The following is a 26,996-nucleotide window of genomic DNA, read 5'->3' as shown; positions in this document are numbered from 1 at the left end:
GGCGGAAACCGCAGAAAAAGTCCGTATTTCCCTGCATCCAGCGATGCGCGATTGCACCGAGCTGGCTGGACGGGGGCGTCCGCGAGGGTTTGCATGGTGAAAGTGTTAATAGTCCGAAAGGAATCGGCGACAGCGCGGTGCGCGCTATGCGCCGTCCATCTGCCCGATTCCACTGAAGCGGTCGGGCCGCACGTTCCGCGTCACGAAGCCGTTGAGCCAGTTTCGGTGTGCGGTGGTGGCGTCGCCCGCGCGGTTGATCCGGTGGCTGGCCTGGTCATGACCGATCTGCGCCCTGAGCAGGTGCGCGGCGCGGTTTTCGCTCAGTCCACCCTTGAGGTAGCGGATCGCGTCGCCCGGACCCAGATGGTGCCCGAGATAGGCCAACTGTGCCATGGACTGTGGACTTTCAGCGGTGCGGATGCCCGCGTTGCGGATCTGGCGGATGTTCGATTGTGCATAATCCGCGATCGAGTGGATAGATGCTTCGGCATTGTAGCGCAGCGCGAGCAGCGGGCCGCGCGCCGCCGGAAGGACGCGATTGTCGCTGCCCAGCCAGCGCTTCTGCTGTGCCAGGTCATGCAACCAGTTGCCCGGCTGTTCCGCCATGCCGATCCAGGTGCCCGAAAGGAATTGGCCAAGACCGGCAGCGCTTGATCGGGGATTGCGCGACATCAGGTTCCAGCTGCCATCGGGCCGCTTGGCGGCTTCGGCATCGACGATCGCGGCCAGCGCGGCGGGGGGCAGGCCGCTGCGCTCGGCTGCTCGCTGCAGTGTTGCCGCATGCGCTGCATTGGCCCCCAGTGCTGCCGGTCCCGCGATTCCTCTGCCCGGCCCGTCCAAGTCAACCGTTGCGGGCAGGGCGATCCGGTCGGGGGCAAAGACGGTCGGCAGCGGTGCCGGGGACGGAGCAGACACCGCAGACATCGCAGGACCTGCGCCGGGCGGGCTGGGGACCGACGGAGCGACCAGGGCCATCAGGTCCATCTCACCGCCATGCCGACAGGGGGAAGGCTGGTTGAAGCCGTTGCTTTCCACACGGCCGATCGCCGCCTGCCAGAGCCGGTCGCTCAGCTCTGCGCGGGCGTGGCTGTAGATCACCCGCGCGCGCTCGGCAGGAGGCAGCGCTTCAAGACCGGTGACGGGCATCATGCTTCGTCGCAGGTCAGGCGAAGTGGTTCGGACCCGGCTCGGCGCGCGCTCCTCGAGGCAGTCAGGTCGTCCACCGTCCGCTGGTCGGCGCGTTGCTGGCGGCGGCGGCTTTCAGAGCGGAATCCATCAGCAGCGTTCTCGAGCACCACCATCGAGCCATAGGCTTCGCTGGCTTGGCTTCTCAACCTGTCGATTTCCTGCGAGGCGGCGAGGCGTTGCGCATGGAGTTGGGCGCGCTTTGACAGGGTGCGACGGACATACGCCTCGGTCGACATGGCCCATGCCTGCGATGCGACCTCATATTCGACAAGAAGCTCATCGCGCAGCGCCTGGCTGGCTTCATCGATTTCGACGATCCGCGTGCTTTCGGCGTGGATGGTGAGCCGCATATGGTCGATTTCGCGCCGCCGGGTGCGAATGACGGTGTCAAAGGGTGTTCTCATGGCTTGGGCTCCATCAATGCGGCCAGCCGGGCAAAGGCCTGGGGCGCGAGTTCACGATCGTCCTTGGTTTGCCGCAGCAGATATTCGATAGCCGGTGCCAGGCGGATCGCTTCGTCAACGGTCGCATCGGCACCCGGCTTGTAAGCACCCAGCCGCACCAGTTCTTCCATGTCGCCATAGATCGCCAGGTGGCGAATAGCAGCGAGGCGCAGATCGTTTTCAGCCTCGTCGTGGCATCGCGGCAGCATGCGCGACACCGACTTGAGGATGTCGATCGCGGGATAACGTCCGCGCTCGGCGATCTTGCGCGACATGACGATATGTCCGTCGAGGATGCCGCGCACGGCATCGGCGATCGGTTCGTCATGATCGTCGCCATCGACCAGCACGCTGAACAGCGCGGTGATCGAACCCTGGCCCGGCCCGCCTGGTCCTGCGCGTTCCAGCAGACGAGGCAGTTCGGCGAAAACCGTGGGGGTATAGCCCTTGGTGGCGGGAGGCTCGCCATTGGCCAGCCCAATCTCGCGCTGCGCCATGGCAAAGCGCGTGACCGAATCCATCAGGCACATGACGTGACGACCGGAATCGCGAAAATGCTCGGCGATCGCCAAGGTCGTCCAGGCGGCCTGACGTCGCATTAGTGCGGGTGAATCCGATGTCGCTACCACGACCACGCTGCGCGCAAGACCCTCTGGTCCCAGATCGTCCTCGATGAATTCCTGAACCTCGCGCCCGCGCTCGCCGACCAGCCCGATCACGGCGATATCGGTCTCGACCCAGCGGGCCAGCATCGACATCAAAGTGGACTTGCCCACGCCTGATCCGGCAAACAGGCCGAGCCGCTGCCCCTGGCACAGCGGCGCAAAGATATCGAGCGCGCGGATGCCGGTCTCGAGCTTGTTGCCCACCCGGTTGCGTGTCGCCGCAGACGGCGGATCCGCCTTGAATGGATGGCCCGCTGGACCCAGCAGAAGCGGCCCCCTGCCATCGATCGGCCGACCGATGCCGTCAACGACCCGGCCCAGCCATGCGTCTGAAGGGCGCAGCATCGACTCGCGCGTCATCAGGTCCGCGCGCGCTCCGGTGGCGATGCCCTGCGGTTCGCTGAACGGCAGGCAATGCGCGATATCGCGATCCAGACCCGTTACCTCGGCATCGACCGGCTTGCCGGCACAATCGATCACCAAGCGCGAGCCGATACGCGCTGATCCCAGCAGGCCTTCGACCTCTATCAGGGCACCGCGCACCGCAGCAACCTTGCCGAAGTGCCGATCGAGCTCCTGCGCGCGCAGGGCGCGGGTTGCGGATGCGAGTGTCTGCACCGCCAGAGGCTCGTCAGGCCGCGTAGGCGGGCGAGAAACGGGCGAGCGCCTGTGCCTCATAAGCGATCAGGTCGCGGCAGTCGGCCAGAGCATGGTAGAAGCTGCAGCGTGCAATCTTGTTGGCGAATGCGATGCAGCTGGCCTTTGCCTCGGGTGCCTCGATCGCATGCAACAGTTCCTCGAAAAGCGACAGGACCCGGCTTTGATGCTGGATCAGGCGATCGGGATCGATATAGGCCATCATGCAGGCAAAATAGAGCCGCTTGGCGGGAGTGTCGGCGTCTTCGGGCGTGATCACGTCGCGCCCCCGCAGGATAGCCGCCTCGTTCTCTATCACGACATCTGTTCGGCCGACCGAGCGGAGCACGGCGCCATTGATGACGACCTTCTCGCCGTCCCGAAGATTGATGCGAAGCATTGGAATGTCCCCTTGTTGTCTGGTGGTTCCATTATAGCGGGCTCCGCCTGGCTCGCGGCTGTCGGTCAGGAAAATCTGGTGTCGCTTGGGATCGGCCGATGCGATCTCCTAGAATGGTATCCGGGGCAGCCGTGCGCCGCCTGCAAACCCAGGAGAACCCATTTCGTGAGCCTTTATTCCGCCCTCTATGCCGGCGTGTCCGGACTTGGTGCCCAATCGAGCGCGATGGCGACGGTTGCGGACAACATCACCAACATCAACACTGTCGGGTACAAGGGCGTGGAAGCCAACTTCCGCTCGCTGGTAACCGACAGCAACGCCAAGGCCAGCTATTCAGCTGGCGGCGTTTCCGTTTCCCCGCGTTCGATGATCTCGAAGCAGGGGCTTTTGCAGGCCTCGGGCAGTCAGACCGATCTGGCGATCGATGGGGCCGGTTTCTTCGTCACCCGCCTGGGCAACGACGCCACAAGCGACGTTGCCTTTACTCGCGCCGGCGCATTCCGCCCCGACGAGCAAGGCTTTCTTCGCAATACCAGCGGCTATTTTCTTCAGGGCTGGAGCCTTGATTCGCTGGGTGGGTACATCAGCACGGGTGGCTTCAATGAAATGGAGCCGGTGCGTCTCAGCGGCTTGAGCGGGACCGCCAGTGCCACCACGCGACTGCAGGTTCGCGTGAACCTCCAGTCAACGCAGACGCCGCTGGCCAACCCGTTTGTAGCCGGTGACATGGCTACAGGAACGGTCGAACCGCATTTTTCGCGGAGCTTCGAGGTCTTCGATGCGCAGGGCACCAGCCATCAGGTGACGATGAGCTTTGCCAAAACGGCCGCCAATCAGTGGGTCGCGGAGATTTATGCCGATCCCGCCGAGGTCACCGCCGCCAATGGCTTGCTGGCCAGCGGTGCGGTTGCGTTCAACCCCGACGGCAGCCTCGACCTTGCCAATTCGGATCCCGCGCTGTTTGGATCACTCAACGTGGCCTGGACCAACCAGGCCGGGTCCTCGCCGATCCAGCTCGCGCTGGGTAGCCAGGATGGGCTCGACGGGTTGACCCAGTTTGCCAGCGATTCCGCGCTGATAGCTGCGAGCACCGATGGCGGAATGCTCAACAACCTCGTCTCGGTCGAGGTGAGCAACAAGGGCATCGTTAGTGCCATTTTCGATGATGGCACGACACGGGCGATCTATCAGCTGCCGATGGCCACCTTCGCCAACCCCGACGGGCTTTTCCGCCTGTCGGGCAACGCTTATGGCGTCTCCCCGCAATCGGGCGATGTCGTGATCGACCGCCCCGGTAGTCTGGGTGGAGGCACCATCTCTGCCAACTCGCTCGAGGCGTCCACGGTCGACCTTGCCCAGGAGTTCACCAACATGATCCGGTTCCAGCGTGCCTATAGCGCGTCATCGAAGATCATCACGACGGTGGATGACATGTTGCAGGAAATCAGCGCGCTCAAGCGCTAAGCCAATCGGGAGGCGGAGTGGGCTAAATGTCGCTGAATGAAATCCTTGGGTCTGCAGTATCCGGGCTGTCGGCGGCGCAGGCCGGGATCCGCTCCGTCTCCAACAACATCGCCAATGTCGGCACGCCCGGCTATGCGCGCGAACGAATCTCGCTGACCACCGGCGTCACACAGGGGCGCGTCAGCGGGGTCGTCATTGGCGAGCCCAAGCGGATAGCCGACCGGTTCCTCGAACAGACGGTGTACCTGCGCTCTGGGGATATCGGCAAGTTCGAGGTAACCTCCAGCTATCTCGACCGGCTGCAATCGCTGCTGGGCGAGCCAGGCTCCGAAGCGGGTCTGCCGGCCCGGCTCGACGCAATCACAGCCTCCGCCATCGCCATGACGAGCGCACAAAGCTCGCCGCAAAATGCATCGGGCTTCGTCACCGACGTGCAGGACGCCATCGTATCGCTGCGCCAGCTCGACGACGATGTGCGCAACCTGCTCGGCGATGTCGAGTCAGAGGTCAGCTATTCGGTTGAGGGTATCAACACCCTGCTCGAGCGCATTCACGGCCTCAACGCCACGGTTGCGCAGCTCCAGGGCCAGGGGCGCAGCGCCGTTGGTGCCGAGGGGCAACGCATGTCGGCGATCGAAGAGCTGAGCACGATGATGAAAATCTCCGTCCGGCTACAGCCCGACGGGCGATACAACATCGACGCCGCCAATGGTGCCGTGCTGCTCGACCGCCGGATGCGCCAGCTTTCGTATGTGGTGGCTGGCGATGGGGTGGCCCAGCCTGCCTATCCGGTAATCGACATCCGGTTTGCCAACGAGGCGGGCGAACCTGCAAGCGCCACGGGCGAAAAAATCGATTCTGCCGTCGTGGGAGGCAAGCTGGGTGGTTTGCTCGACCTGCGCGATCGCACGCTGCCGAACTTTTCAGACCAGCTCGGCACGCTTTTTGGCGGCCTTGCCGAGACCCTGAACGCGGTCAGCAATGCGGGCACCACGTTTCCGCCACCCACCCGCCTTGATGGCAAACCCACCGGGCTTGTCGGCGGTGATCGGCTGGGCTTTACCGGCGAAGCGGTGTTCGCCGTGACCGATCGAAAGGGTGCGATGATCGCCAGCACACGTATCGATTTTGATGCGCTGGGCGGCACAGCCACACTCGACGACGCGCTGGCGGCGATCAACACCGGGTTGGCCGGGGCGGCTACGGCAAGCCTGCAGGACGGCCGCCTGACGCTCGTCGCGGCAAGCAACACCAATGGCGTCGCGGTGGCGCAGGGGATGCCGCCGAGCGATCGCGCAGGCAATGGATTTGCCCATTATTTCGGTCTCAACGACATCGTGCGAAGCGATGGCGCAACGCTGGTCCCGTCAGGCTTCTTGGCGAGCGATCCGCACGGCTTCGGGGCAGGAGAGACGACCCAGCTCGAGCTGCGCGATGCGACCGGTCGGACGCTTGGGAAAACGACGCTGAGCGGGGCTTTGGGGAGCACTTTTGGAGATCTTGTCACCGAGCTCAACCAGAGCCCGCTGGGCGCTTTCGGCAGCTTTGCCCTCGATGATCGCGGACGCATCGCATTTGCCGCCAGCCCGGCGGCGACCGGTGCCGTGCTTTCGATCGCAGCGGATTCGACCAGCCGCAACGGCACCGGGGTGTCCTTCACGGCGCTGGCGAAACTGACCGGGAGTGCCAACGGGCTCGGCTCGGCAGGCGTGCGCGATGCAATGCTGGCTGATCCGACCAAGCTTCCGCTGGGCCGGCTGCGGATCGATGCTGCGATAGGCGAATCCGCCATCGGCAGCGGCGATACCCGCGGTGCCAATGCCTTTGTATCGGCACTGGGCGCGGTCATCGATTTCGGCACCGGCGCTTCGGCCTCACTGGAGCGATTCTCCAGCCTGCTGATGGGCCGCACTGGGACGCAAGCTGCGCAGATGAAAGACCTGATGGCCGACGCTGCCGCCCGGCGCGACGATGCCGTAAACCGTCGTGACAGCTTTGCTGGGGTCAACCTTGATGAAGAGCTGTCGCAGATGGTGGTGCTTCAAAACAGCTATTCCGCCGCCGCGCGCGTGATCACAACCGCGACCAAGATGTACGACACCCTGCTTGACATGATCCGCTGAAAGGCCGTGCGATGAACCGAGTTGCCACCATTCCCCTGCAACGCACCATGGCCGACGCCATCCAGCGTGCCCAGCGTAATCTTGCGGTCACCCAGACAGCTTTGTCGACCGGAAAGAAGGCGCAGGACTATGCCAGCCTGGGAACCGAGGCGGTACGCACGATTTCGGCGCATTCGCTGCTGTCGCGGCAAGAGGCCCAGTCGGTCGTTTCAAAGCATGTTTCGGTCACGCTTTCGATTTATGATGCGCATATCAGCCGCGTCGATACCGTGATGAGCGATCTGCGTACCCAACTGGTCACCGCGATCGGAACCGATGATGCCGATGGTCTGCAGGAAACGATCCGTGGCGCTTTCGAAGAGTTTCGCAGCAACCTCAACGCCGTCGAGGGCGGCTCTGCGCTGTTCGCCGGCTCGCGCAGCGAAGTCCTGCCATTTGCGCCTGAAACGCTCGAAGATACACTTCTGACCACAGCGGATGATGCCTTTCGCAACGACGACGTGCGTACTGCCGCCTATCTCACCGAGGGCAGGGAGGTCAGCTATGGCATCACCGCCAGTGATGTGGGCAAGGGTCTGTACGAGGCATTCCGCACGCTGGCTGGCGCAGGTGCGATCGGCGTGAGGCTGACACCCGCGCAGAAGGAGAGCTTGCGCGATGCTGTCGCGCAGATCGACGAGGGCATGGGGGCCTTGCGTTCGGTCAATGCGGCGAACGGCCGGCGGCAGAACCAGGTCGAAACGCTCGGCGTGCGTGCTGAACAGCGATCTTTGCTGCTGCGAGATATTATCGCGTCCAACGAGGACGCCGATCTTGGCCAGGTGGCGGTGGACCTTGCGCAGCAGCGGGCCACGCTGGAGGCGAGCTATTCGGTGTTCGCGCAGATCGCCGGGTTGAACCTGACCAAATTCCTCTGAACGACCACGGCATCCGACTGGCGCATCTGGCTAGTCGGTGCCGGCTATGTGGTCTTGCGCGGTGAAAGCTTGGGCGCAGCCGGTGCAGCGCCGGTGAGCAGGTCCGCGACATCGCCTGCAGGACTCGCGGTCGGCATTGCCGCCATCGCGCGGGCGATCTTTTCTGTATCCAGCTGATCGACCGGCCCTGTGAGCAGATCGAAGGCGGTTGCCGTTGGAAGCTCTGCAAAGATTGCCGCGTAGCGCGCTCGCAGCTGCGCCAGTGCAGCCTCGCGCCCCAGCATCGCCAATGCCACCGCCCGGCGCAGCACCACGGTCTGTTCCACTTCGGTCAACTGACCCGGTCGCGTCGGCAGCTGACGATCCGAATCGACAAATGCGCGCCAGTTGCGGCGGCTCCATTCGATTTCGTTGCGGATCGCAGCCCCATCGGGAACGCCATCGAGCACGGCCAGTGCTTCGTCCGTACGGCCGAGCAGGTGAAGCGCAATGGCTTCCATCCGCAGCCGGTCCCAGACGATTTCCTCGGGATAGATGTTTCCGTCGCTGCCGCGCAGCGCGCGCAGCGCCTGTTCGGGTCGCCCTTCGAGGATATAGAGCTTCGCCACGCGGACCGACAGCGGTCCTTGGGCGACATCCTTTGCGCGGGCCGTCATCTGGTAATTGAGCAGTTCTGCGGCACGGTCATAAAGCCGCGCGCCTTGCAGCCGGTCGGCCAGCTGGCTCACCAGAAAATCTCCGCCGGCACCGGCCGGGCTCAAATCGCGATACTCCCAAAAAAGCCCCGCTGCATCGGGCAGCGATATCTTGCTTTCGGGTGCCAGGATCATGCGAAGTCGGTCGTGCAGCCCGGCCAGCAAGATGGAGCTGTCCATCGCCGCCGGGTGGTAGCGGAAAAGCGCTGCTCCGGTTCTCAGCATCGCCGGGTGATTGTCCATCTCCGTCGCCAGCTTCAGCCGCAGCATCAGCCCGCGCCGCTCGATCTGTCCACCGCGCCAGATATAGCTAAGTCGTTCCAGGTCGTCATAGGCCTGTTTCGGCTTGACCAGATCCCGCTCCGCCAGCCCTTCGAGCAGCGCAATCCGCGCATCGACACGCTGCTCAGGCGAGCCATTGCCCTTTGCCTGATTGAGTCGCATCTTGGCGTCTTGCACCTTGTCGAGCCGGAACAGCGAGCGTCCGCGGATAAGGTTCGCTGCGGGGTCGGCCTCGGGCATCTTTTGCACCAAGGCCAACGCGAGGGCAGGTTGGTTGGCCTGCAGCGCAGCATCGGCGGCGGCAAGCATGAAGGTCGCGCGCGTTTTCCCGCGACGTGCGGCGATCGCCGGGCGCGCGCAGGCCCATTGCTGCAAGGCATCGGCTGGCATCGCGGCACCGGCCAGCGCGCGCATGCGCCAGGCGCAGGCCTCGGGATTCGTCGCAAGCAGTTCCGCCGAAAGCGCAGCGAGCGCATCCGGGAACCGACCGAGCCCGACCAGCGCGGCACCCAGCGCCAGCCGATAGGTTGCGACCAGCGCGAGATCCGGATCATCTTCCCCCATGGCGACCAGCACGCCATAGGCTTCGGGTGCACGCCCCTTGCCGAGCAGGCTGCGCGCCAATTGCCATCGTGCCGACTGGCGCGAGCGTTCGGTGCTGCCGACAATGGCCTTCCACGCATCTTGATCGGGAAGGGTTTTCCAGCCCGAGACGTCGGTGATGGGAGGTTCATTGGCCAGTGACGCGGCAAAGCCGGGTAGGCGGGGGAGCTTGTCCAGCGGCTGTCCGTCTGAATTCTCAGGCTCGACCGGCGGTTCTGCAGGTTTTGCAGCGTCTGCAGGCGCGGGTTCCTGCGTCTTGGGCGGGACAGTCTGGGCCAGACCGCTGGCCGTGAGCGAAAGCGAGGCGGTGATAACGACAAGCGGGCGCATGGCGATCCTCAACCCATGCCGACATGCGGCCAAGCGGCCAGCGTGACTCCACCGATCGCGCAACCGAGCAGGAATACAACCGCGCCCAGTAACACCAGACGATTGGTTTGCGACGCAGGAGGGGTGGACGAAACGGCCGGTTCCGGCGTCGGGGCCGGGGTCTTTGCGGCATTGCCGCGGACGTTTGCGGGCGTGCCGCCGTTTACAATCTTGATGCGTGCTGGTTTTTGATCGTTGCTCATGCGCGCTCCGGACGGTTTATCTTCTATTATAGAGGGAGGGCCGGCTGCTCCGCAGGCGCGCGTTCCTTTTCAATGGACGGCAGAGCAAACCATGACCACCAAGACTATTCTTTTGGCAAGCGCACTGCTCGCAACCCTCCCTTTGAGCAAGGCGGCGGGGGCAGACGACGGCCAAGTCGCCGGCAAGACCGGCGCCCAGACCAGTGGCGAATTGTCGACGCCCGGGGAGCTTATCCCTATGGAGCAGATTGACCTGCCGATCATCGACGGTGCGCGCGTCCAGGGGACGCTGCATTTCAAGCTGGTGCTGGAGGCCGATCAGGCAGGTGCGTCCGAGACACTCTCCGCCAACATGCCCGTCCTGCGGTCCGAAGCGCTCGCGGTCGGTGCCGAGTTCGCGCGGCTGTCCGCATCGCCATTCGTGGCGATCGACGCGCGGCGTCTGGCCGCGGAACTGGCGCAGGCGCTGCAATCCCGCCAGGCAGGTATCGCGAGGGTGCTGCTGGTGGAAGTGACCGCCAGATCGGCCTGAAGACGGGCAGGCGCGCAGGACCGCTTCGGCTATCCTGCGCGGTGCTCGGCTGTCAGCCGGGAGGATTGGCCGGGCGACGCTGCTGCTGCTCGGGCTTTGACCGGGGAAGCGGCTGGGGCTGATACTGGGACTGCATCCGGGGGCGACTGGTCTCCTCGGCCAGTGCCATGCTCAGACGCGCTGCCCCATCCGGGGTCATCGCCGCCAGGACCTGTGCCGTTGCCCGTTCGCGCATCTTGCGGGCCACTCCCACCTGAACATCGATTGCGAGCCGTTCAAAAACCCGGGCCGCCTGCTTGGGCTTCATCGATTGGTATATCCGGGCCAGCTGGTCCAGCGTCGCGGATTCAGCTTCTGCACCGGATTGCGCGGCGGGGCCGGTCTTGGTCCCTTTTTGCTGCTGCTGTGCCTGCGCATTCGCCTCAAGACGCTTTTCCGATGCCCTGATGGCCTGTTCGCGCAGTTCAAGCGCGCGCGCCCGTTGCTTGGCGGCGCGATCACGCTCGGTCATCTCCGACTGGATCGCGGTACCAAGCCGCGTGGTCGGTGTCGCGCGCTCGCCTTCGGCGGCGAACGATGCGTTCACGCCATGCGACAGCATGGACACCGCAGCAGCGCCAGTCATTAGCATCAGCAGCGACGGGTGTTTGAATTTCATGCCGCTGACTTCTCAAAGGACGGCTGGACGGTCGATGCGGTTTCCAGCAACCGCTCGGCTGCGGCGTTGGCGATGCCGATCATGAGATCGAGTTCATCGCGAATTTCACGCGCCTCGCCCAGCACACGCAGGTTTGCGGTCCCATCGGTGGAAAGTGTTTGGCGCAGGCCATCGAGAACGGTTCGCGCCTGCGCGGTGGCGGTGTCGAGCGCACCGACGGTATCGTTCAGGCTGACATCGCGCACCTGCTTCAGGCTGCGCATCAGCCTGACACTTTGGACCAATACGGCCAGGCAGAAGAGGATGGTGATGACGTTGGTCATAGCGGTAAAACTCATCGGGGCATTTCCTTTCCGATAGTCGAGACGATGCCGATTGCGATCTGATTGCGCTGTCGCCCGATCTGGGCTCGGGCCAGCGTGACTCCGCCGCAGCGCACTTCGAGCGGATCGTCGGGTGCGACGTCGAAGGCGATGGTCTGGCCCGGGGCCAGCGACTGGATGTCGGCGAGCCGCATCTGGCGCTCGCCAAGAACAGTGGAGATTTCGATTTCGGTCTGCAGGATTTCCGAACGCATATGGTTGAGCCAGGTGCTGTTGCCGCCCAGCTTTTCACCCATAAAGCGCTGCGTCAGCTTGCCGCGCACGGGCTCGAGCGTGGCAAAGGGAAGCAAGATGGTGAACTTGCCGCCGCGGCCGTCCATATCGACGCCGAAGGTCGCTGCCGAGGCCACGTTCGACGGGCCGGCGATCGCGGCGAAGCGCGGGCTTGTCTCGATGCGCTCCAGCTCCATCGTCACCGGCGAAATCGGTTCGAACGCGGTGCTGAACTCGCGCAGGATGAGCTCGATCATCTTGGATACCAGGGTCGTTTCGATCGTGGTGAAACCGCGGCCCTCGATCTTGCGCGGCGCTGCCCCGCGCCGGCCGCCGAGCAGCGCATCGACGACCGCATAGATCAGGCTGGCCTCCACCGTCACCAGGCCATAATCCTGCCAGGCGGGGACCCTGAACACCGCGAGCATCGACGGCAGCGGCACGTGGTTCATGAAATCACCGAAGCGGACCGAGGCGATCTCATCGAGCGAGACCTCGATCGCGTCCGAAGTGAGATTGCGCATGCTGGTGGCGAAAGAGCGCACCATGCGCTCGCACACGACCTCGAGCATCGGCAGCCGTGCATGGTTGACCACGCGCGATTCGATGACAGCGCGCAGACCGCTTTTCTGCGGCATGAGATCGCTGGCATCGCCGAAAAGCGCATCGATGCTGGCCTGATCGAAGGTCACGCCCTCGGGCAAGTCCGCCATCGGCGGTGCGGGGAGCTCGATCTCCTCGAAATCCATGCCGCTCATTGCTGGATCATATCCTGAATAAGCACATCGCTGACCACGCCTGCACCTAGCACGTCGCGCGCGCGCAGAAGCAGCTCCTCTTTGAGCCGGTAGACGGCGGCCGAGCCTGCAAGGTCATCGGGCCGCAGCTCGCGCAGGAACGGTTGGTATCTGTCGAGGATCTGCGGAAGCTTGGCCTCGATCACCGCCATGTCGCCCGGCGATGAAGCCGCCAGCAGGAACCGCAGTTTGAGGAACCGGGCCTGTCCGTCGCTTGATCGCAGGTTGATCACCATCGGGGCGACCTCGACGAAGTTGGTCTTGCCGTCGCCGCTCTCGCCTTTGTCTGCATCATCGTCCGCGTTGGCTTCGTCGGCGGCATCGTCCCCCCCGGAGAGCATCAGTGCGCTGCCGGTGCCCGCCAGGACGAGAACGCCCGCGACCGCCGCAGCAATGACCTTCTTCTTTTTGGAGAAGCGTGGCTGCTTTGTCTCCCCGTCAGCCTCTGCCTCTATCAATGCCTGGTCGTCGGTATCCGTGGCCATGTGCGCGCTCGCCTTCGTTGCAAAATCCAGCGGTCGCGCCGCCATCGGGTGTTTTGCTTCTATTATAGGGCTGTCACCCGGCAAGTTTTGCCTAGTGCGCTTTTTCATCGCCGATTTTTTGGAGCGGCCCACCGATGGACATTCCCTCATACGTTCTGTTGAGCCACGAACAGGCCCTCAAGCGGCGGCTAGACATCGTGGCCAACAATATGGCCAACACCTCGACAGTCGGGTTCAAGCGAGAACAGCCGCTGTTTCAGGAATTTGTCGAGAAGGCCGACGACGCGATCACCCAGGATGCCAAGAAGACATCCTTCGTTCTCGATTTTCACGCGGTGCACGACATGACCGCCGGTGCCTTCCAGCCGACGAACAATCCACTCGATGTCATGATCGAGGGCCCGGGCTATCTGACGGTCGAATTGCCCGATGCCGGCGGCAGGGCCTACACGCGCGCGGGCTTTCTAGCCGTGCTCGAAAATGGCGACCTCGCCGTCGCGGGTGGGCAGCGCCTGCTGGACGAGGGCGGCCAGGCGATCAATGTGCCGCCCGAGCAGGCAAACCGGATCTCGATCGCCAGCGATGGCACCGTCTTGGGACCAGACGGTCCGCTGGGCCGGGTCGCAATCACGGTGTTTGACGACGAAACCGCCTTGGCGCCCCGCGGCGACGGATTGTTTTCGGGCGCGGAAGGCCGTGTCCTGGCCGCCGCAGACACCAAACTGCACGCAGGCGGTGTCGAGGGGTCCAACGTCCAGCCGATCCTCGAAACCACCGCGATGATCGAGATATTGCGACTGTACCAGAACAGCGTGCGCATGAACGAGAGCCTCAATGACATGCGCAAGCGCGCTCTCGACAAGCTCGGACGCGTAGGCTGACCCGCTTTTTGATCCACCTTGCAGAAAGGAATTAACCCATGCGTACCCTCTCCATCGCCGGAACCGGCATGCTGGCCCAGCAAACCAATGTCGATGTCATCGCAAATAACATCGCCAACATGAACACGACCGCCTTCAAGCGACAGCGGGCCCATTTTCAGGATCTGCTCTACCAGCAGGTCTCGCGTCCGGGCGCGGCGTCCAATGGGGCCGAGGCTCGTGTGCCATCGGGAATTCAGATCGGCACAGGTGTGCGGACCGGCGGCGTCTATCGCATCGCCGAGCAAGGTGCCCTGGTGCAGACCGACAACCGGTTCGATCTGGCGATCCAGGGTTTGGGCCACTTCCAGGTCCAGCTACCTACGGGAGAAATCGCCTATACCCGTGATGGCGCCTTCCAGATTTCCGATCAGGGCGAACTGGTCACCTCGCAGGGACTTCCGGTCGAGCCTGGCATCACCATCCCGCAAGGGGCGGTCGATGTAGTGATCTCGCGGACCGGCGAGGTTCAGGTCAAGCTGGATGGCGAGGCGGAACTGCAGGTGGTTGGCCAGATTGAGCTGGCGACGTTCGTCAACGAAGCCGGTCTCGAAGCCAAGGGCGACAATCTGTTCCTTGCCACCGCAGCGTCGGGCGAACCGACGATCGCCGCGCCTGGCGAACCGGGCTTTGGCAATCTGGCCCAGGGGTTCGTCGAAGCATCCAACGTCAACCCCGTTGCCGAGATCACCGCGCTGATTACCGCGCAGCGCGCCTATGAGATGAACAGCCGTGTCGTGAAGACCGCCGACGAAATGCTCGGCACCACCAGTCAGTTGCGCTGATGATGGTGCGCCCGATCGTCCTCGCAGCGCTGGCGTCGGCGCTGTTACCCGTCGCACCCTTGCTGGCGCAGGCAGCCGCGCCGATGGCGTCGACCGACGTCCTCGCCCGCACTGTCCAGCGCGGCGAGGTGCTGGCTGCCGGCGACTTTACGAGCACCGAGATCCCCGTTGCACAGGCGCGCGACGCGATGTCGGCGCAACAGGCTGCGGGTCGCGAGGCGCGGCGCACCTTGCGCGGCGGTTTGCCGGTGCGCGCCGGCGACCTTGGCGACCCTCGCGTCATCCTGCGCGGTGATCCGGTCACGATCAGGCTGCGCAGCGGCGCGCTGACGATCAGCGCCAATGGCCGCGCATTGGCCGATGCTGCGCGTGGCAAGCCACTGCGGGTGTTCAACGAAGCGACCAACCAGACGCTTGACGCCATCGCCGAAGAGCCAGGCGTCGTCCGCGTGACAGCACGCTGAGCCTTTCAATTTTCGGAGATAGACATGAAGAACAATATTTTGCTGTTGGCTGCGGCAACAACAATTCTGTCCGCTTGCGGAACCGTTGACCGCCTCAAGAACGTGGGCCGCGCGCCCGCGTTGACGCCGATGGATGAATTCGTGGTGCCAGCTTTCGAGCGCTCGATCGCTTCGGAAGGGCCGAGCGATCGTCGGACGGGATCGACGGCAGCGCCGCTGGCGGCCGCGCCGCCCAGCGCCTCGCTGTTTCGCGCCGGAGCAGGTACGCTGTTCCACGATCAACGCGCCTCGCGGGTGGGCGATATTCTGACGATCATGATCAACATCGCCGACAAGGCCGATTTCAGCAACACGACTGCGCGCTCGCGCAATGGATCGGAGAGCGTCGGAATCGGCGCGCTGCTTGGACTTGAAACGCGTATTCCCGGTGCACCCGGTGGCGCGATCGATGCAACCTCGACTTCGCGGTCGGGTGGACAGGGCTCGACGACACGAAGCGAGACCATCGACATGACGATGGCAGCGATCGTCACCGAGGTGCTCCCCAACGGCAATCTGGTCATCCGGGGGCGGCAGGAGATGCGGGTCAATTATGATCTGCGCGAGCTGATTGTGACGGGCATCGTACGACCGCAGGATGTCGGGCGCACCAACACCATCGCGCACAGCCAGATCGCTGAAGCGCGGATCAGCTATGGTGGCCGCGGGCAGCTCAGCGATCTGCAGCAGGCCCGTTGGGGCCAGCAGATCTATGAGGCGTTGTTCCCGTTCTGATCTGCTGGTTCGGGTGCGCGGGGGGCATGCTCCCCGGGGCGTGACGCAGTCCGCGCAATTCTCTTTCCAGCGATAGAATTTAAATTCGCCAACCCATTTGGGCTAGCTTGTCATTCCTTCCCAAAATGAAGAGCGGGCCGCGTTTTTTGCGGTTCGTCGAGGGCCAGCGTTTCTGGCCCGGGCAGCAGAATGCTACCCGTTCATCCCAGAAGGAAAATACCCATGTCGTTTTCAGTCAACACCAACATCGGTGCCATGGCGGCTCTGCAGAGCCTGAACCAGACCAACAAGGGCCTGGCGCAGGTTCAGAGCCGCATCAACACCGGCTTGAACGTCGCAAGCACCAAGGACGATTCTGCATCGTTTACGATCGCGCAGAAGCTCCGCGGTGACGTCGGCGGTCTTTCGGCAGTTAACTCCTCGCTCAGCCGGGCGAAGAGCGCTGTCGATGTGGCGGTTGCAGGTTCGGAGCAGATCTCCGACATCCTCAACCAGATGAAGGCCAAGGCCATCCAGGCATCGGATGAAGGCATCGATGACGATAGCCGCACCGCAATCGATGCCGACTATACGGCTCTGAAGGAGCAGATCACCACGATCATCGCTTCTTCCGAGTTCAATGGCACCAACCTGCTGAAGGACGACGCTACTGCAACGGGTGCGGTTTCCGCGCTGCAGTCGCTCGACACCACGAGCGTGCTCGAGGTGGAAAACCAGACCTTCGACACTGACGTCACTGCCGCTTTGGCTGCTGGTCTTGATACCAAGGCCAATGCCGATACGGCGCTGACCGAGATCGAAACCGTGGCTACTGCGGTGACCACGACACTGAGCACTTTGGGCTCGGCGTCGCGCAAGATCGAAGGTCAGCTGGCGTTCAACGGCAAGCTGTCGGACGTGATCGAAAGCGGTATCGGCAATCTCGTCGATGCCGATCTGGCCAAGGAATCGGCCAAGCTGCAGGCGCTGCAGGTCAAGCAGCAGCTGGGCGTTCAGGCGCTCTCGATTGCAAACCAGGCGCCTCAGACCATCACTTCGCTGTTCCGTTAATCGGCAACGAGGCTTGGTCGGTTCGACCGAACGAGCTACTTGGGGCCGGGCGCAAGCCCGGCCCCATTTATTTTGGGCCTCAGCGATGTAACATGGGCGCTCGTCCAGGCATTCGTGGTCCTTGGCAGGGCCTGCAATTAAACAAGCGCGCACAAGGTGGTGAATATGTTTCCGAGAGTTCGGGAAATCGTCGATCCATTCGGCGATGTCGTGCGCATTACCGTCGAGCCGCACCCCGCTGGCGCTCTCGTCACGCTGGAACATCCCGAGGTGCCCGGCGCTGGCAAGGTCATGCTGGATGGCTATGGCGCGGATATTCTGGTCGGCTTCATTATGTCCGCCCGCCTGGCGGTGCCAGGTGAGATGCCGGAAGAAGAGATCGGCGGGACTTTTCCCACGCGGTTTCAGCTCGATATCATTCCGGCGGCGGCCGTGATCATCGACCAGATCAACGACGAAAAGCCGTTTCGCCTGGCTGCGCCCTTGTGGGACCGGGTGTATGCCGAGCTGTGTCTGGTCTGTGCCCATGCCCGCGAGATCGAGCGGCGCAAACACGCCTATATTCACTGACCGATGCCGGGGTCGCCGAGGCTGTCGGCGACCCGCCACCACCTTGCCGGCTTGCGGCAAGGCTGGAACAGGAAGCCCAGCTGCGCCGCTTTGGCACGGGTGTAACGGTTGTTTTTGGGGGAGGAGGCGTGCGGGAGGATGTGACCTCAACCGGAAGCGCCATCGAACCAGTGGCACTATCGACATGGGGGCGTGCCAGATGGCAGTTATCTGCAAAAGGGGGACTTCCGGGGTCCTTGAGGCGAAGCTCGAACAGGAACCGATCGCCGCGCAACGGACTAGCAGCAAGTACCCCGGAAGTCAGAGCCTGGCAGAAACGGGGGACATTTAGCTGCCAGGCTTGATTTTATTATAGCAACATTCGGCTGTTGAAGGTGTCATCCCTCCAGAATTAATCGTCGGCGCGTGATCTTACGCGGATGAGGTCAGGTACGCCGAAATCGGCACCGTTGATCCCCAGGCGGACAACGCCCCCGACTGTTTCGACCTGGTCGATCAACCCCTTACTCCGGATAGCTACGGGAACGTTCGCACCATCGGCCGCGCGTGCCGTCAGCGCCAGAGTGTAGCTGCCATCCGGCGCGGTCCGGCCATTGCTGAGCGATCCGTCCCAGCGGAAATTGCCAGCCCGGGCCGCGTCGAGCACCCGGGTTTCGACCACCTGGCCGCTTGCATTGGTAATCGTGGCCGAAAGCGTTTCGACCGCACGGCTCGCCTCCCAGCTCCAGTCTGCCGGGGTCGTTGCGGACATACCGGCCGTCGCGCTGTCGAACATCGCGTAGGTGCCCAGGAAGTTGGCGGACTGTGCCAGATCCTGCGTAGACAGGCTCGCGAGAATATCCTTGAGCGTCGAGGTCTGCTGGATCGATTGTTCGACCGCAGAGTACTGCACGAGCTGCTGCGTGTACTCGGATGTTTCCATCGGATCGAGCGGGTCCTGGTTCTGCATCTGCGTGGTCAGCAACTTCAGAAACATATCGAAATTGGCGTTGAGCGCGGCGTTGGCTCCGTTCGCGTTCTGGGCTCCCGTAGCGGGAGTGATGCTGCTTGAAATCGGGGTCATATTAAGGTCCTCACGCAAAAAGGTCTAGGCTGCTCGCAGTGGTCGATCTGCGCTGCTGGGGGTTGTCGCGTGCCTGGTCTTCGTCAAACAAGGTATCCTGGCGGCGAAATTCCTGGGGCTGAGGGCGCTGCCCGTTCTGTTCACGGTTCTGCCCGCGCGCGTCGAACTGAAAGGATTGCGCATCGGTGCGAATCCCTGCGTCGTTCAGCGCGCGAACGAGGTCACCGCTGTCGCGCCGCAGCATTTCGAGCGCGACCGCGCTTTCAGCCGAGACCTGCGCGCGCAGGCTGCCCTGATCATCGAACTGGATGCGGATCTGGATCTTGCCGAGCTCCACAGGGTCAAGCCGGACGGTCAGATTGTCGCGCCCATCCTGGCTGCGCCGGGCGATTTCGATGCCCAGCTGGTGGCCGATCTCGCCTGGACGGGCTGACACGGTCTCCGCTGATACCGGTGTTGCCGGTGCCGCAGGCGAAGACAGTGATGCAGCCGGCGTCGCTGATGCGGCGGGCAGCGGCGAAGGTACCGACGGGCCGCTCGCGGCTTCTATTGGTAGCGACAACAGCTCGCTCGCCAAAAGCGGAACCTGCGCCGGGGCAGACGGTGTCGCCTCTGTCATTGCCTGAGCTGGTTTCGCTGGATCTGCCGCCTTCATCGTCACTGGCCCTGAACGAAAGGTATCAGCAGCCCCCGTTGCCTCGACACGGGTCTCCGAACCTGCGACCGGGAGGGTGTTGTAGGAAGCGGCGGGCCTACCGGCGGTCGTTTCGCGCAATGTCGGCGACATTTGCGGCGTGGTTCCATCGAAAGCCTGAGGTGCTGGTGCTGGTGCTGGTGCGGAGGCGGCGGCCGGCAACGCGGGAGAGGCTGGTTCGGCGCTGGATGTCATGCCCAAAGTCGGAGGCGCTGGCGTCTCGTCGGTAGCGGCCAGTTCGGGGGCTGGCGCGACAGCAGCGTCGGGTTGGACCGAGGTCGCCGGAGCGACCGTGGTGGCATCAACTGGCGTTCGCAGCGGACGCTGTGCGGACCGTTCCGCAGCGGTGGGACCTGTTGCCGGGGCGGTAGCCGGCTCGGCCGGAGACGCGGGTTCGGCAGCAGGGGTATCGTGCACCTTGGGCGAGTGTCGTTGCCCGGTGCCCGTGTCACCTGAGGAAAGCGGCATCTGTTGTGATTGCACGCCTGTGCTGTCGGCAACTCCGGCCACTGGCGCGCTCATGGGCGAGGGAGCAGGGGAAGGGGCGGGGGCAAGCATGACCGCAATTGCAGGTGTGGCGGTCAAATTGCCGTGGAGCTCCGGCGAACGGAGCCTTTCGGCGGAATCGTTCCGATCGGTCGCCTGGACCGCTGCGCGCGCGTCGGTGTCATTGCCGGTCAGAGGCTCGTCGTCGGCAGGCGTCAAGGCGCGAGATGGCGCTGAGACGGCAGGACCATTGATGGGCACATCGGCCCGGGCCGACATGGTTTGGACATCGGCCATCGTAACGGTACGCTCGGATAAGGCGATATCGCCTGCGGCGTCTGGGTTCAGGCCGGGTGCAACCGGTGCCAGGGACAGGTTCTGCGCCTGGCCCGGGGGTGTCGGCGCCTCAGGTGGGACGACCGCATCTACGAAAACCGGGCCGGACGCTTGCCAGACGGTTGCCAGTGCAGTGTCTGTTCGCGGTGCGGCGTCGTGCGCGCGGCCCATCATCGGCGGCCATGCCGGCGAACCGGAGTTGCTGGCAAGAGTCGGCCCCGCCGATGCGGAAGCGGCTGTATAGCTGGCGGTTGACGCCACAGGCGCCGCGCTGCTGGCGGTTCGCCCGGCAGGCGCAGCGGTGCTGGCGGTCGATGCGGCCAAGAGGGTGGCAAACGCAGTGGTCGTCGAGGCCGGCTGGCTGATGCCACCGGACGGACTTTGGGAAAAGCTGCGATCCATCGCCAGCGACAGGATGTTGGTCATGCGGTCCTTTCGCCTGGAAGGCGGTTGTATACGTTATAGACGGCGCGTGCCGGTCAAGGTGCGTCGAGCGCGATTTGTTTGCCGATGCTGCCCAGCGAACGGATCCGGGTGCGCGGATGTACCTCGTTCTGCGAGAGAACGACGGTCGCCGGGCGGATGCGTTCGATGATCGAGCGGACAAAGGGGCGGATCATCGGGCTGACCAGAATGCACGGGATTTCATTGTCTGCAGCAAGCCGGTCGTACAGTTCGCGCACCTGGCCGATGAAGCTCTGCAGGTGTGAAGGTGCCATCGCGAGATGGCGCTCGTCGCCATCGCCGATGATACTTTCGGCGAACATCCGGTCCCAGTCGGGGGACAAGGTCAGGATGGGGATGGCACCGTTGCGGGTTTGCTGGGCGGATATCTGCCGAGCCAGCCGCGCACGGACATGCTCGGTGATCTGGGTGAGGTTCTGGGTCAGCGATACCGTCTCGGCGATCCCTTCCAGGATCGTCGCCATGTCGCGGATCGAAACGCCTTCGGACAACAGGTTCTGCAAAATGCGCTGGATGCTCGAAACGGTGATCTTCGCCGGCACGAGATCGGTGACGAGTTTCTCGGCGTCCTTGTGCACCTCGGTGAGCAGCTTCTGGGTTTCGGTATACGAGAGCAGATCGGCGATGTTGTCCTTCACCAGCTCGGCCAGGTGGGTGGTGATGATCGTGCCGCAATCAACCACCGTCAGGTTGCGCAGGCCGGCCTCGTCGCGCAGCGACCGGTCGATCCACAAAGCATCAAGGCCAAACACCGGCTCGCGCGCCGGATCACCGGGCAGTCCGACATCGCCGCCTCCCGGATTTATCACCATCAGCCTGTCGAGGCGTATCTCGCCCGCGGCTGCCTCGGTCTCGCGGATGAAGACGCGGTAATCGTTCGCGCCCAGCGCCATGTTGTCGATGATGCGAACCGCGGGCAATACGAAGCCGAAGTCGGTCGCCATTTGTCGCCGCAGCGCGCGGACCTGATCGTCGAGCCGGGGTTCGGTCATCGAGCCGTTGATGATTGGCAGCAGGCCATACCCGAGTTCGACCCGCACAGCATCGATCGCAAGAACGTGCGCGATCGGTTCCTCCGCAGATGCAGTGACCGCATCGGCCGATTGCTGCTCCGCCTTGCCGCGTGCTTCCTCGGCAGCCAGCTTGCGGCTCATCGACCATGCGCCGTAGCCGCAAGCGGCAGAGACCAGGGCAAACGGGATGAAGGGAAAGCCGGGCAGCAGCGCGAACGCACCCATCAGCACGGAAGCCATGCCAAACGCTTTGGGATAGCGCCCGAGCTGTTCGCTCAAGGCGGCGCCGGTCTTCCCGGCCATGCCGCCCTTGGACACCAGCAATCCGGCGGCGGTCGAGACGATCAACGCCGGAATTTGGCTGACCAACCCGTCGCCGACCGTCAGAAGCGTATAGGTGGTGACCGCCTCGCCGAAGGGCACCCCGTGAATTGCAATGCCCAAGATCAGGCCAACCACCACGTTGACTGCGGTGATCAGGAGCCCGGCGATCGCATCGCCTTTCACGAACTTGGACGCACCGTCCATTGCACCGAAGAAGCTGCTTTCGGCTTCGAGTTCCTTGCGCCGCGAACGGGCCTGTTCCTCGGTGATCATGCCCGCGCCCAGATCGGCGTCGATCGCCATCTGCTTGCCCGGCATCGCGTCGAGGCTGAATCGCGCGGCGACCTCGGCAATGCGGCCCGCGCCCTTGGTGATCACGACGAAGTTGATGAGCACCAGAATGATAAAAATCGTCAGGCCGATCAGTGTCTGACCGCCGATCAGGAATTCTCCGAAGGCTTCGATCACGCCGCCTGCGGCATGCGGGCCTTCATGGCCATGTCCCAGGATCAGGCGGGTAGAGGCCATGTTCAGGCCCAATCGCAGCATCGTGGCGATCAACAGGATCGTGGGAAAAGCCGAGAGTTCCAGCGGCTTTTCGATGAAAAGCGCGGTCATCAGGATCATCACCGACAAGGTGATCGATAGCGCCAGGCCCAGATCCAGCAACCAGCCGGGCAGCGGCAGGATGAGCATCGCGATGATCGCGAGCACGCCGATACCAAGCGCTAGATCGCGATTGGCACCGATGCGCTGGAGGAACGAGGCGATCATTGGCTGCATGCGGAATATCCGATCAGCGCATCAATGCGACGGGGATACGGAAATCCCCGCCTGCACGAAGGTTTTGAGCTTGTTGCGCAGCGTGCGCACCGAGATGCCGAGAACAGACGAGGCCGAGGTGCGGTTGCCGCCGCAGCTTTCGAGTGTCTGGAGGATGAGTTCGCGTTCCACTTCCGCCACAGTGTGGCCGACGAGCCTGTCGACCAAGATCTCGTCGCTTGGCTTGCAATGCGCCCGATCGAGCCGTGCGCCGTTGGCATGCACCAGCGCGTCGGCGCCGATGCGCGGCGTGCGTGAGAGCAGGGTGGCGCGGTGCACGGTTTCCTCGAGCTCGCGGACGTTACCCGGCCAAGGATAGCTGTGGAGGATGGCAGCTGCCTCATCGTCATAGGGACGCACGGGCAAGTCGTACAAAGCCGCAAAGCGCTGGGCAAAGCACCATGAGAGAGCATCGATGTCCGCGTTGCGCTCGCGCAGGGGCGGCAGGTTGATCTTGGCGAGGCTGAGCCTGGCGAGCAGATCGGCGCGGAACTGCCCCCGTTCGACCAAGGCTGCAGTGATGTCGTTCGCGCTGGTGATCAGCCGAGCAGCTGTGCTGGCATCGGCGTGCGTTCCCATTCCGCAGATCGCGCTGGTCTGCAGTGCGTCGAGCAGGCGGGCCTGCAGCGCCGGGGGCAGCGTCTCGACCCCGCGCAGGAAGATCGTGCCTCCCGATGCTTCGCCCAGCCGGCCCGGGCGCTGCGAGTGATCGCCCGATTTGCGTCCGAACAATTCGATCTCCAGGATTTCGGGGGCCACACCCTGGCATTCGATCGTCAGAAAGTGTCCAGGGCGGTTCGACCCGGCATGAATCAGGCGGGCCATCAGCTCCTTGCCTGTGCCCGTTTCGCCCTGGATCAGGATCGGCGCGGTGGTGGCCGCCATCGAGAGACCATATTGCACCACCCCTCTCATCGCGTCACACCCGGCGACGATAAACCAGGGTGTGGCCTCGCCCGACAGGTTTGCGGTCGTGACCGGTTCGTGCTGGACGGGCAGTTGAACGTAGTCGTCTGGTGTGTTCCGCCCTGCCAGCATGACCCGCGCGTCGGCGCGATCGCTGCCGCAGGCGATGACAGGCACCGCAATCCGCTCGGCACGAAGCCTGGCAACGAAGGCTGGAACATCGAGATCGACCTCGATCATCACCAGATCGCCTTCGGCGCGGCGCAGGTATTCCACCGCTGTCGCCTCGCTGGCGACCCGGGTGACGAGCGCGCCGGCCTTGCGCGCCAGTGCATCCACCCCGCAGGAGGTAGCGTTGCGGGCGGCGATGAGGATGACGCGTACCGGTTTGACGTGGGTCATCCGCATCAATCTTCTTCGCGCACGATCTCGGTGAGCGTCACACCCAAGACCTTGTCGATCAGCACGACTTCGCCGCGCGCGATCAGCCGGTCGTTGACGTAGATGTCGACCGGCTCGCCTACCTTGCGATCCAGCTCGACCACCCGGCCAGGCCGCATCTGCACCAGTTCCGAAATCGTCATTCGCGCACGCCCGAGAACGGCCTGCATGGTGAGGGGAACGTCGTTCACCGCGTCGAGCCCGTCGTTCATGGTCGCTGCCGGATCGAAAGAGGCAAGATCATCGAACGGAACCGCCAGCGCGGTCTCACCAAACACCGGGAAGTCCGGTGCGGTAGAAGGCTCTTCCGGCAGGCCGATGGCTGCTGCGTCGTTCATGTCCTGATTGTTCACCGGTTTCTCCATCATCCATTGAGCCATTGGCGGATAACCGCTGCAGCTTCGTTCGGGCTGCTGTTGACTGCATCACCCACGCGCTTGAGCGCGGAGGCCTTGAGACTGCCCTCCACCTGGGCAAGGGCGATTTCCTCTTCGAGCTGCGGGCCGCCGAGCGCTGGCGTCGTCTCGCCATCTTGCGTGCCATCGCCGCGTGGCTGGGGCGTCAGCATGATCGGGTCGCCAGAGGCAGCAGGACCACCCGAACCGGTAGCAGGCTTGGGTCGCAGCATGCGCAGGATGACAAGCCCCACCGCAGCGATCAAAAGCAATTTGGCGATACCGAAAAGCTGATCGACGGGCAGGTTGGAAAACAGGCCTTCGTCCGCGCCGTCCAGTTCATCGGGCTGTGCAAAGGCCATAGCCTCGACGATCACACTGTCACCACGTTCGGCATCGAAGCCAACCGAGTTTTCCACCACGCGCGTCAAACGCTGCAGTTGTTCCTGGGGCACGCCCTTCGCGCCGCCATCGACCATCACGGCGACGCTGAGTCGCGAGATCCTGCCGGGTGAGCTGACCTTGACCGTGCGCCGACTGCTGTTCTGGTAGGTGGTGTCTTCGGAGGTTTCGTTGCGCGCGCTCTTGCGGCCCGGGTTATCGCCGCCGCCGATGTCGCCTTCGGCTTCGGGCAGCTGTTCGCCGACGGTCGCACCTTGCGCTTCGGCCGTGTTCTCCTGGCTCTCGTCGCCTGAATCCACCGAAATCTGCCGGGCGATGACTTGGGCGTCGGGATCGAATATCTCGGCCTCCTCGCGGGTCTGGTCGCGGTCTATCTGGGCTGAGACTTCGGCCCGAACCTTGCCGACGCCCACGATCGGTTCAAGCAGCGCTTCGATCTGGCTGCGGAACCGGGCTTCGGTGGCGATCTGGCGCTCGTCGGCCTGCGCGGCCCCCGCCTGGCCTGCTTCTCCCGCGCGGGCCAGCAGCGCACCGGTGTGATCGACGATGGAGATCGACTCGGGTGCGAGCTCGGGCACCGCAGAGGCAACAAGGTAGCGGATCGCCTCGACATTGCCGGACGCCAGGCGCCCGCGGGTCTTGACGGTGACGGACGCGCTCGCTTTGCGTGCCTCGGGGGCGAACAGCGCGCGTTCGGGCATCACGATATGGACGCGCGCATTCGAAATGTTCTGCAGGGTCGAGATCGACCGACCCAGCTCGCCCTCGATGGCGCGGGTCTCGTTGAGCTTCTCGCGCGATGCTGAAATGCCGAAGGGCTGCTGCTCGTCGAGCACCTCATAGCCGATCTTGCCGCCAAGTTGGTCGCCGGCCATGCTCATCCGCAATTCGGGTAGCTGGTCTTCGGGTGCCAGGATCGCGGTTCCATCGCCCGAGAGCGAGAACGGGACGTTCTGCGCGCGCAGCTTTTCGATGATCGACTGGGCCGCAGACGGATCGAGATCGGTATAGAGATACCCCATCCGGTCGGATGATCCCGCGCTCATCGCCACCGCCGCCAGCGAGGCGAGGATGGCCAGCGCGACACCTCCCATGAGAAGGAGCCGCCGCGGTCCGAGCTGGTTGGCAAAGTTGCGCAGTGCTTCCAAGGTGGCCCCGATGATTGTCGCCAGCTCAGCAGCCGACCCTTAGGATCATTATAGTGCAGCCGACAGGCGGCAGTTTTTGCCGGTAGGAAAAATTTGCCGCCTGGTGCAATTCTCGTCAGGCCAGTCAGATGTCCCGGCCGCGCCGATCAACCCTGTGGATCAGCCCAGCGGATCAGCCCCGCGGATCAGCCTTTCGGATCAGACTTGGCTGTCAGCCTCGCTGGCTGCCGTCAGCGGCTCGAGCTCGTCGAGCACTGCCTGGCGGCGGCTGGCGGCATCGACCAACAGGCCGCCGCGCTCCCAGGTCAGCGCGGCATCGCCCGGCACAATCGCCGGATCGGCCGAAACGCTCAGGAACAGGCGCCGGCGGTCGCCCGCCTGGCGCACGGCGATGCGCTGCGTGATATCTTCCACCAGATCGGGATGGACCCGCACTTCTATTTCCTGGCCCCGGGTGACCAGAAGCAGCGCGCGCCCGATTGCCTCGTCGATCGGGCGCCCGGGTTCGCGGTCGATCGCACAACCGGCGAGTATTTCCGCCGCCGTCAGAGCGAGCTGGCAGGCGTCTGCGACAACCTCGTGGCGCAGTTCCTCGTGCTGAATGGCGAGAGTCTCGAGCGATGCCTGCGCAGCGTCGATCGCCGCGAGGATTGCTTCTTCGCGCTCGGTGCGGGCGTGATCCAGTCCCGCGGCGAAAGCCTCGGACCGCACAAGCGCGAGTTCGTCGCGATGCCCTTCCTCCAGCCGGGCGATCTGCTCCTGCAAAGCCTCAACCTCGTTCGCCAGCGCGATGGCATCGGTCTTTCTGCGATGCATCCTGGGCCCGTCGCCCGTCTGTGAAGGAAATGTGCGATCGAATGCAAAAGGCAGGATCTGGCGGCG

The 26,996-nt window shown here is 63.9% G+C and carries 27 protein-coding genes; 10 read left to right on the top strand and 17 right to left on the bottom strand.

The annotated features are described in order from the left end of the window. Positions 1–144: 144 nt before the first annotated feature. From IEW00_RS16215 to IEW00_RS16200, 4 genes are read right to left on the bottom strand one after another with little or no spacing between them, the layout of a single operon-like run. Positions 145–1,149, bottom strand: a complete 1,005-nt coding sequence (locus IEW00_RS16215; RefSeq protein WP_308419343.1) for a peptidoglycan-binding protein — start codon at positions 1,147–1,149, stop codon at positions 145–147. Further along, positions 1,146–1,592: a hypothetical protein gene (locus IEW00_RS16210; protein ID WP_188515457.1), complete on the bottom strand. Its 447-nt coding sequence runs from the start codon at positions 1,590–1,592 to the stop codon at positions 1,146–1,148. The genes IEW00_RS16215 and IEW00_RS16210 overlap by 4 nt, the downstream gene beginning before the upstream one ends. After that, positions 1,589–2,914 (bottom strand): flagellar protein export ATPase FliI, encoded by a 1,326-nt coding sequence (fliI, locus tag IEW00_RS16205; protein WP_188515456.1) that lies wholly within the window; start codon positions 2,912–2,914, stop codon positions 1,589–1,591. Before fliI ends, IEW00_RS16210 begins: the two co-directional genes overlap by 4 nt. A gap of 13 nt (positions 2,915–2,927) precedes the next feature. Continuing rightward, positions 2,928–3,332 (bottom strand): flagellar biosynthesis repressor FlbT, encoded by a 405-nt coding sequence (locus IEW00_RS16200; RefSeq protein ID WP_188515455.1) that lies wholly within the window; start codon positions 3,330–3,332, stop codon positions 2,928–2,930. Positions 3,333–3,497: 165 nt separating this feature from the next. Between IEW00_RS16200 and IEW00_RS16195 the strand changes: the two genes are divergently transcribed. From IEW00_RS16195 to IEW00_RS16185, 3 genes are read left to right on the top strand one after another with little or no spacing between them, the layout of a single operon-like run. Next, positions 3,498–4,796 (top strand): flagellar hook protein FlgE, encoded by a 1,299-nt coding sequence (locus IEW00_RS16195; protein WP_188515454.1) that lies wholly within the window; start codon positions 3,498–3,500, stop codon positions 4,794–4,796. A gap of 26 nt (positions 4,797–4,822) precedes the next feature. Beyond that, entirely contained in the window at positions 4,823–6,919 is a 2,097-nt protein-coding gene (locus tag IEW00_RS16190) for a FlgK family flagellar hook-associated protein (protein ID WP_188515453.1), read from the top strand. A gap of 11 nt (positions 6,920–6,930) precedes the next feature. Then, entirely contained in the window at positions 6,931–7,836 is a 906-nt protein-coding gene (locus IEW00_RS16185; RefSeq protein WP_188515452.1) for a flagellin family protein, read from the top strand. A gap of 44 nt (positions 7,837–7,880) precedes the next feature. Here the strand turns inward: IEW00_RS16185 and IEW00_RS16180 are convergent, their stop codons facing one another. Beyond that, positions 7,881–9,746 carry a hypothetical protein gene (locus IEW00_RS16180; protein ID WP_188515451.1) on the bottom strand — a complete coding sequence of 622 codons (1,866 nt, stop codon included), beginning with the start codon at positions 9,744–9,746 and terminating at the stop codon, positions 7,881–7,883. 8 nt (positions 9,747–9,754) lie between these two features. After that, positions 9,755–9,988, bottom strand: a complete 234-nt coding sequence (locus tag IEW00_RS16175; protein WP_188515450.1) for a hypothetical protein — start codon at positions 9,986–9,988, stop codon at positions 9,755–9,757. A 91-nt stretch (positions 9,989–10,079) separates the two neighbouring features. Here IEW00_RS16175 and IEW00_RS16170 point away from each other — a divergent pair, with 91 nt between their 5' ends. Continuing rightward, positions 10,080–10,520 carry a hypothetical protein gene (locus tag IEW00_RS16170; protein WP_188515449.1) on the top strand — a complete coding sequence of 147 codons (441 nt, stop codon included), beginning with the start codon at positions 10,080–10,082 and terminating at the stop codon, positions 10,518–10,520. 52 nt (positions 10,521–10,572) lie between these two features. Here the strand turns inward: IEW00_RS16170 and IEW00_RS16165 are convergent, their stop codons facing one another. From IEW00_RS16165 to IEW00_RS16150, 4 genes are read right to left on the bottom strand one after another with little or no spacing between them, the layout of a single operon-like run. After that, entirely contained in the window at positions 10,573–11,178 is a 606-nt protein-coding gene (locus tag IEW00_RS16165; protein WP_188515448.1) for a MotE family protein, read from the bottom strand. Further along, entirely contained in the window at positions 11,175–11,516 is a 342-nt protein-coding gene (locus tag IEW00_RS16160) for a DUF6468 domain-containing protein (protein ID WP_188515447.1), read from the bottom strand. Before IEW00_RS16160 ends, IEW00_RS16165 begins: the two co-directional genes overlap by 4 nt. Continuing rightward, positions 11,513–12,532 (bottom strand): flagellar motor switch protein FliM, encoded by a 1,020-nt coding sequence (gene fliM, locus IEW00_RS16155; protein ID WP_188515446.1) that lies wholly within the window; start codon positions 12,530–12,532, stop codon positions 11,513–11,515. The genes IEW00_RS16160 and fliM overlap by 4 nt, the downstream gene beginning before the upstream one ends. After that, positions 12,529–13,056 (bottom strand): flagellar basal body-associated FliL family protein, encoded by a 528-nt coding sequence (locus tag IEW00_RS16150; protein ID WP_188515491.1) that lies wholly within the window; start codon positions 13,054–13,056, stop codon positions 12,529–12,531. Before IEW00_RS16150 ends, fliM begins: the two co-directional genes overlap by 4 nt. A 134-nt stretch (positions 13,057–13,190) precedes the next feature. Here IEW00_RS16150 and IEW00_RS16145 point away from each other — a divergent pair, with 134 nt between their 5' ends. The 6 genes from IEW00_RS16145 to IEW00_RS16120 all read left to right on the top strand — a co-directional run bounded on the left by IEW00_RS16145 (position 13,191) and on the right by IEW00_RS16120 (position 17,619). Then, positions 13,191–13,937, top strand: a complete 747-nt coding sequence (locus IEW00_RS16145) for a flagellar hook-basal body complex protein (protein WP_188515445.1) — start codon at positions 13,191–13,193, stop codon at positions 13,935–13,937. Positions 13,938–13,975: 38 nt separating this feature from the next. Then, entirely contained in the window at positions 13,976–14,761 is a 786-nt protein-coding gene (gene flgG, locus IEW00_RS16140; RefSeq protein WP_188515444.1) for a flagellar basal-body rod protein FlgG, read from the top strand. Continuing rightward, the gene (gene flgA / locus IEW00_RS16135) at positions 14,761–15,225 is read left to right on the top strand and encodes a flagellar basal body P-ring formation chaperone FlgA (RefSeq protein WP_229737094.1); all 465 of its coding nucleotides are present in this window, start codon (positions 14,761–14,763) and stop codon (positions 15,223–15,225) included. The genes flgG and flgA overlap by 1 nt, the downstream gene beginning before the upstream one ends. Before the next feature lie 24 nt (positions 15,226–15,249). After that, a complete protein-coding gene (gene flgH, locus IEW00_RS16130) occupies positions 15,250–15,999 on the top strand; it encodes a flagellar basal body L-ring protein FlgH (RefSeq protein ID WP_188515443.1) in 750 nt (249 codons plus the stop codon). A 222-nt stretch (positions 16,000–16,221) separates the two neighbouring features. Beyond that, positions 16,222–17,049 carry a flagellin gene (locus IEW00_RS16125; protein ID WP_188515442.1) on the top strand — a complete coding sequence of 276 codons (828 nt, stop codon included), beginning with the start codon at positions 16,222–16,224 and terminating at the stop codon, positions 17,047–17,049. A 165-nt stretch (positions 17,050–17,214) separates the two neighbouring features. Next, the gene (locus IEW00_RS16120) at positions 17,215–17,619 is read left to right on the top strand and encodes a hypothetical protein (RefSeq protein WP_229737093.1); all 405 of its coding nucleotides are present in this window, start codon (positions 17,215–17,217) and stop codon (positions 17,617–17,619) included. A 391-nt stretch (positions 17,620–18,010) separates the two neighbouring features. Here the strand turns inward: IEW00_RS16120 and IEW00_RS16115 are convergent, their stop codons facing one another. The 7 genes from IEW00_RS16115 to IEW00_RS16085 all read right to left on the bottom strand — a co-directional run bounded on the left by IEW00_RS16115 (position 18,011) and on the right by IEW00_RS16085 (position 26,930). Continuing rightward, positions 18,011–18,682, bottom strand: coding sequence for a flagellar hook assembly protein FlgD (locus IEW00_RS16115; protein WP_188515441.1), 672 nt, complete (start codon positions 18,680–18,682; stop codon positions 18,011–18,013). Positions 18,683–18,692: 10 nt separating this feature from the next. After that, positions 18,693–20,624: a flagellar hook-length control protein FliK gene (locus tag IEW00_RS16110; RefSeq protein WP_188515440.1), complete on the bottom strand. Its 1,932-nt coding sequence runs from the start codon at positions 20,622–20,624 to the stop codon at positions 18,693–18,695. Positions 20,625–20,677: 53 nt separating this feature from the next. Continuing rightward, positions 20,678–22,783 (bottom strand): flagellar biosynthesis protein FlhA, encoded by a 2,106-nt coding sequence (gene flhA, locus IEW00_RS16105; RefSeq protein ID WP_188515439.1) that lies wholly within the window; start codon positions 22,781–22,783, stop codon positions 20,678–20,680. A gap of 21 nt (positions 22,784–22,804) precedes the next feature. Then, a complete protein-coding gene (locus tag IEW00_RS16100) occupies positions 22,805–24,130 on the bottom strand; it encodes a sigma-54-dependent transcriptional regulator (RefSeq protein WP_188515438.1) in 1,326 nt (441 codons plus the stop codon). A gap of 5 nt (positions 24,131–24,135) precedes the next feature. Then, a complete protein-coding gene (gene fliN / locus IEW00_RS16095) occupies positions 24,136–24,507 on the bottom strand; it encodes a flagellar motor switch protein FliN (RefSeq protein WP_188515437.1) in 372 nt (123 codons plus the stop codon). A gap of 26 nt (positions 24,508–24,533) precedes the next feature. Continuing rightward, positions 24,534–26,060, bottom strand: coding sequence for a flagellar basal-body MS-ring/collar protein FliF (gene fliF, locus IEW00_RS16090; protein WP_188515436.1), 1,527 nt, complete (start codon positions 26,058–26,060; stop codon positions 24,534–24,536). A gap of 252 nt (positions 26,061–26,312) precedes the next feature. Next, positions 26,313–26,930: a FliH/SctL family protein gene (locus IEW00_RS16085; protein WP_188515435.1), complete on the bottom strand. Its 618-nt coding sequence runs from the start codon at positions 26,928–26,930 to the stop codon at positions 26,313–26,315. Positions 26,931–26,996: the final 66 nt, after the last annotated feature.

The sequence above is a fragment of the Blastomonas aquatica genome, from assembly GCF_014639875.1.
In the GTDB taxonomy this organism is placed as follows: domain Bacteria; phylum Pseudomonadota; class Alphaproteobacteria; order Sphingomonadales; family Sphingomonadaceae; genus Blastomonas; species Blastomonas aquatica.
The sequence above is the reverse complement of the archived record's forward strand: the minus strand, read 5'-3'. Positions and strand labels throughout refer to the sequence as shown.

Bases quoted from the DNA above. Each gene is read 5' to 3' on its own strand.
- IEW00_RS16215 (WP_308419343.1), bottom strand. From the start codon at position 1,149: ATGATGCCCGTCACCGGTCTTGAAGCGCTGCCTCCTGCCGAGCGCGCG.
- IEW00_RS16210 (WP_188515457.1), bottom strand. From the start codon at position 1,592: ATGAGAACACCCTTTGACACCGTCATTCGCACCCGGCGGCGCGAAATC.
- IEW00_RS16200 (WP_188515455.1), bottom strand. From the start codon at position 3,332: ATGCTTCGCATCAATCTTCGGGACGGCGAGAAGGTCGTCATCAATGGC.
- IEW00_RS16190 (WP_188515453.1), top strand. From the start codon at position 4,823: ATGTCGCTGAATGAAATCCTTGGGTCTGCAGTATCCGGGCTGTCGGCG.
- IEW00_RS16185 (WP_188515452.1), top strand. From the start codon at position 6,931: ATGAACCGAGTTGCCACCATTCCCCTGCAACGCACCATGGCCGACGCC.
- IEW00_RS16180 (WP_188515451.1), bottom strand. From the start codon at position 9,746: ATGCGCCCGCTTGTCGTTATCACCGCCTCGCTTTCGCTCACGGCCAGC.
- IEW00_RS16175 (WP_188515450.1), bottom strand. From the start codon at position 9,988: ATGAGCAACGATCAAAAACCAGCACGCATCAAGATTGTAAACGGCGGC.
- IEW00_RS16170 (WP_188515449.1), top strand. From the start codon at position 10,080: ATGACCACCAAGACTATTCTTTTGGCAAGCGCACTGCTCGCAACCCTC.
- IEW00_RS16165 (WP_188515448.1), bottom strand. From the start codon at position 11,178: ATGAAATTCAAACACCCGTCGCTGCTGATGCTAATGACTGGCGCTGCT.
- IEW00_RS16160 (WP_188515447.1), bottom strand. From the start codon at position 11,516: ATGAGTTTTACCGCTATGACCAACGTCATCACCATCCTCTTCTGCCTG.
- fliM (WP_188515446.1), bottom strand. From the start codon at position 12,532: ATGAGCGGCATGGATTTCGAGGAGATCGAGCTCCCCGCACCGCCGATG.
- IEW00_RS16150 (WP_188515491.1), bottom strand. From the start codon at position 13,056: ATGGCCACGGATACCGACGACCAGGCATTGATAGAGGCAGAGGCTGAC.
- IEW00_RS16145 (WP_188515445.1), top strand. From the start codon at position 13,191: ATGGACATTCCCTCATACGTTCTGTTGAGCCACGAACAGGCCCTCAAG.
- flgG (WP_188515444.1), top strand. From the start codon at position 13,976: ATGCGTACCCTCTCCATCGCCGGAACCGGCATGCTGGCCCAGCAAACC.
- flgA (WP_229737094.1), top strand. From the start codon at position 14,761: ATGATGGTGCGCCCGATCGTCCTCGCAGCGCTGGCGTCGGCGCTGTTA.
- flgH (WP_188515443.1), top strand. From the start codon at position 15,250: ATGAAGAACAATATTTTGCTGTTGGCTGCGGCAACAACAATTCTGTCC.
- IEW00_RS16125 (WP_188515442.1), top strand. From the start codon at position 16,222: ATGTCGTTTTCAGTCAACACCAACATCGGTGCCATGGCGGCTCTGCAG.
- IEW00_RS16120 (WP_229737093.1), top strand. From the start codon at position 17,215: ATGTTTCCGAGAGTTCGGGAAATCGTCGATCCATTCGGCGATGTCGTG.
- IEW00_RS16115 (WP_188515441.1), bottom strand. From the start codon at position 18,682: ATGACCCCGATTTCAAGCAGCATCACTCCCGCTACGGGAGCCCAGAAC.
- IEW00_RS16110 (WP_188515440.1), bottom strand. From the start codon at position 20,624: ATGACCAACATCCTGTCGCTGGCGATGGATCGCAGCTTTTCCCAAAGT.
- flhA (WP_188515439.1), bottom strand. From the start codon at position 22,783: ATGCAGCCAATGATCGCCTCGTTCCTCCAGCGCATCGGTGCCAATCGC.
- IEW00_RS16100 (WP_188515438.1), bottom strand. From the start codon at position 24,130: ATGACCCACGTCAAACCGGTACGCGTCATCCTCATCGCCGCCCGCAAC.
- fliN (WP_188515437.1), bottom strand. From the start codon at position 24,507: ATGAACGACGCAGCAGCCATCGGCCTGCCGGAAGAGCCTTCTACCGCA.
- fliF (WP_188515436.1), bottom strand. From the start codon at position 26,060: ATGGGAGGTGTCGCGCTGGCCATCCTCGCCTCGCTGGCGGCGGTGGCG.
- IEW00_RS16085 (WP_188515435.1), bottom strand. From the start codon at position 26,930: ATGCATCGCAGAAAGACCGATGCCATCGCGCTGGCGAACGAGGTTGAG.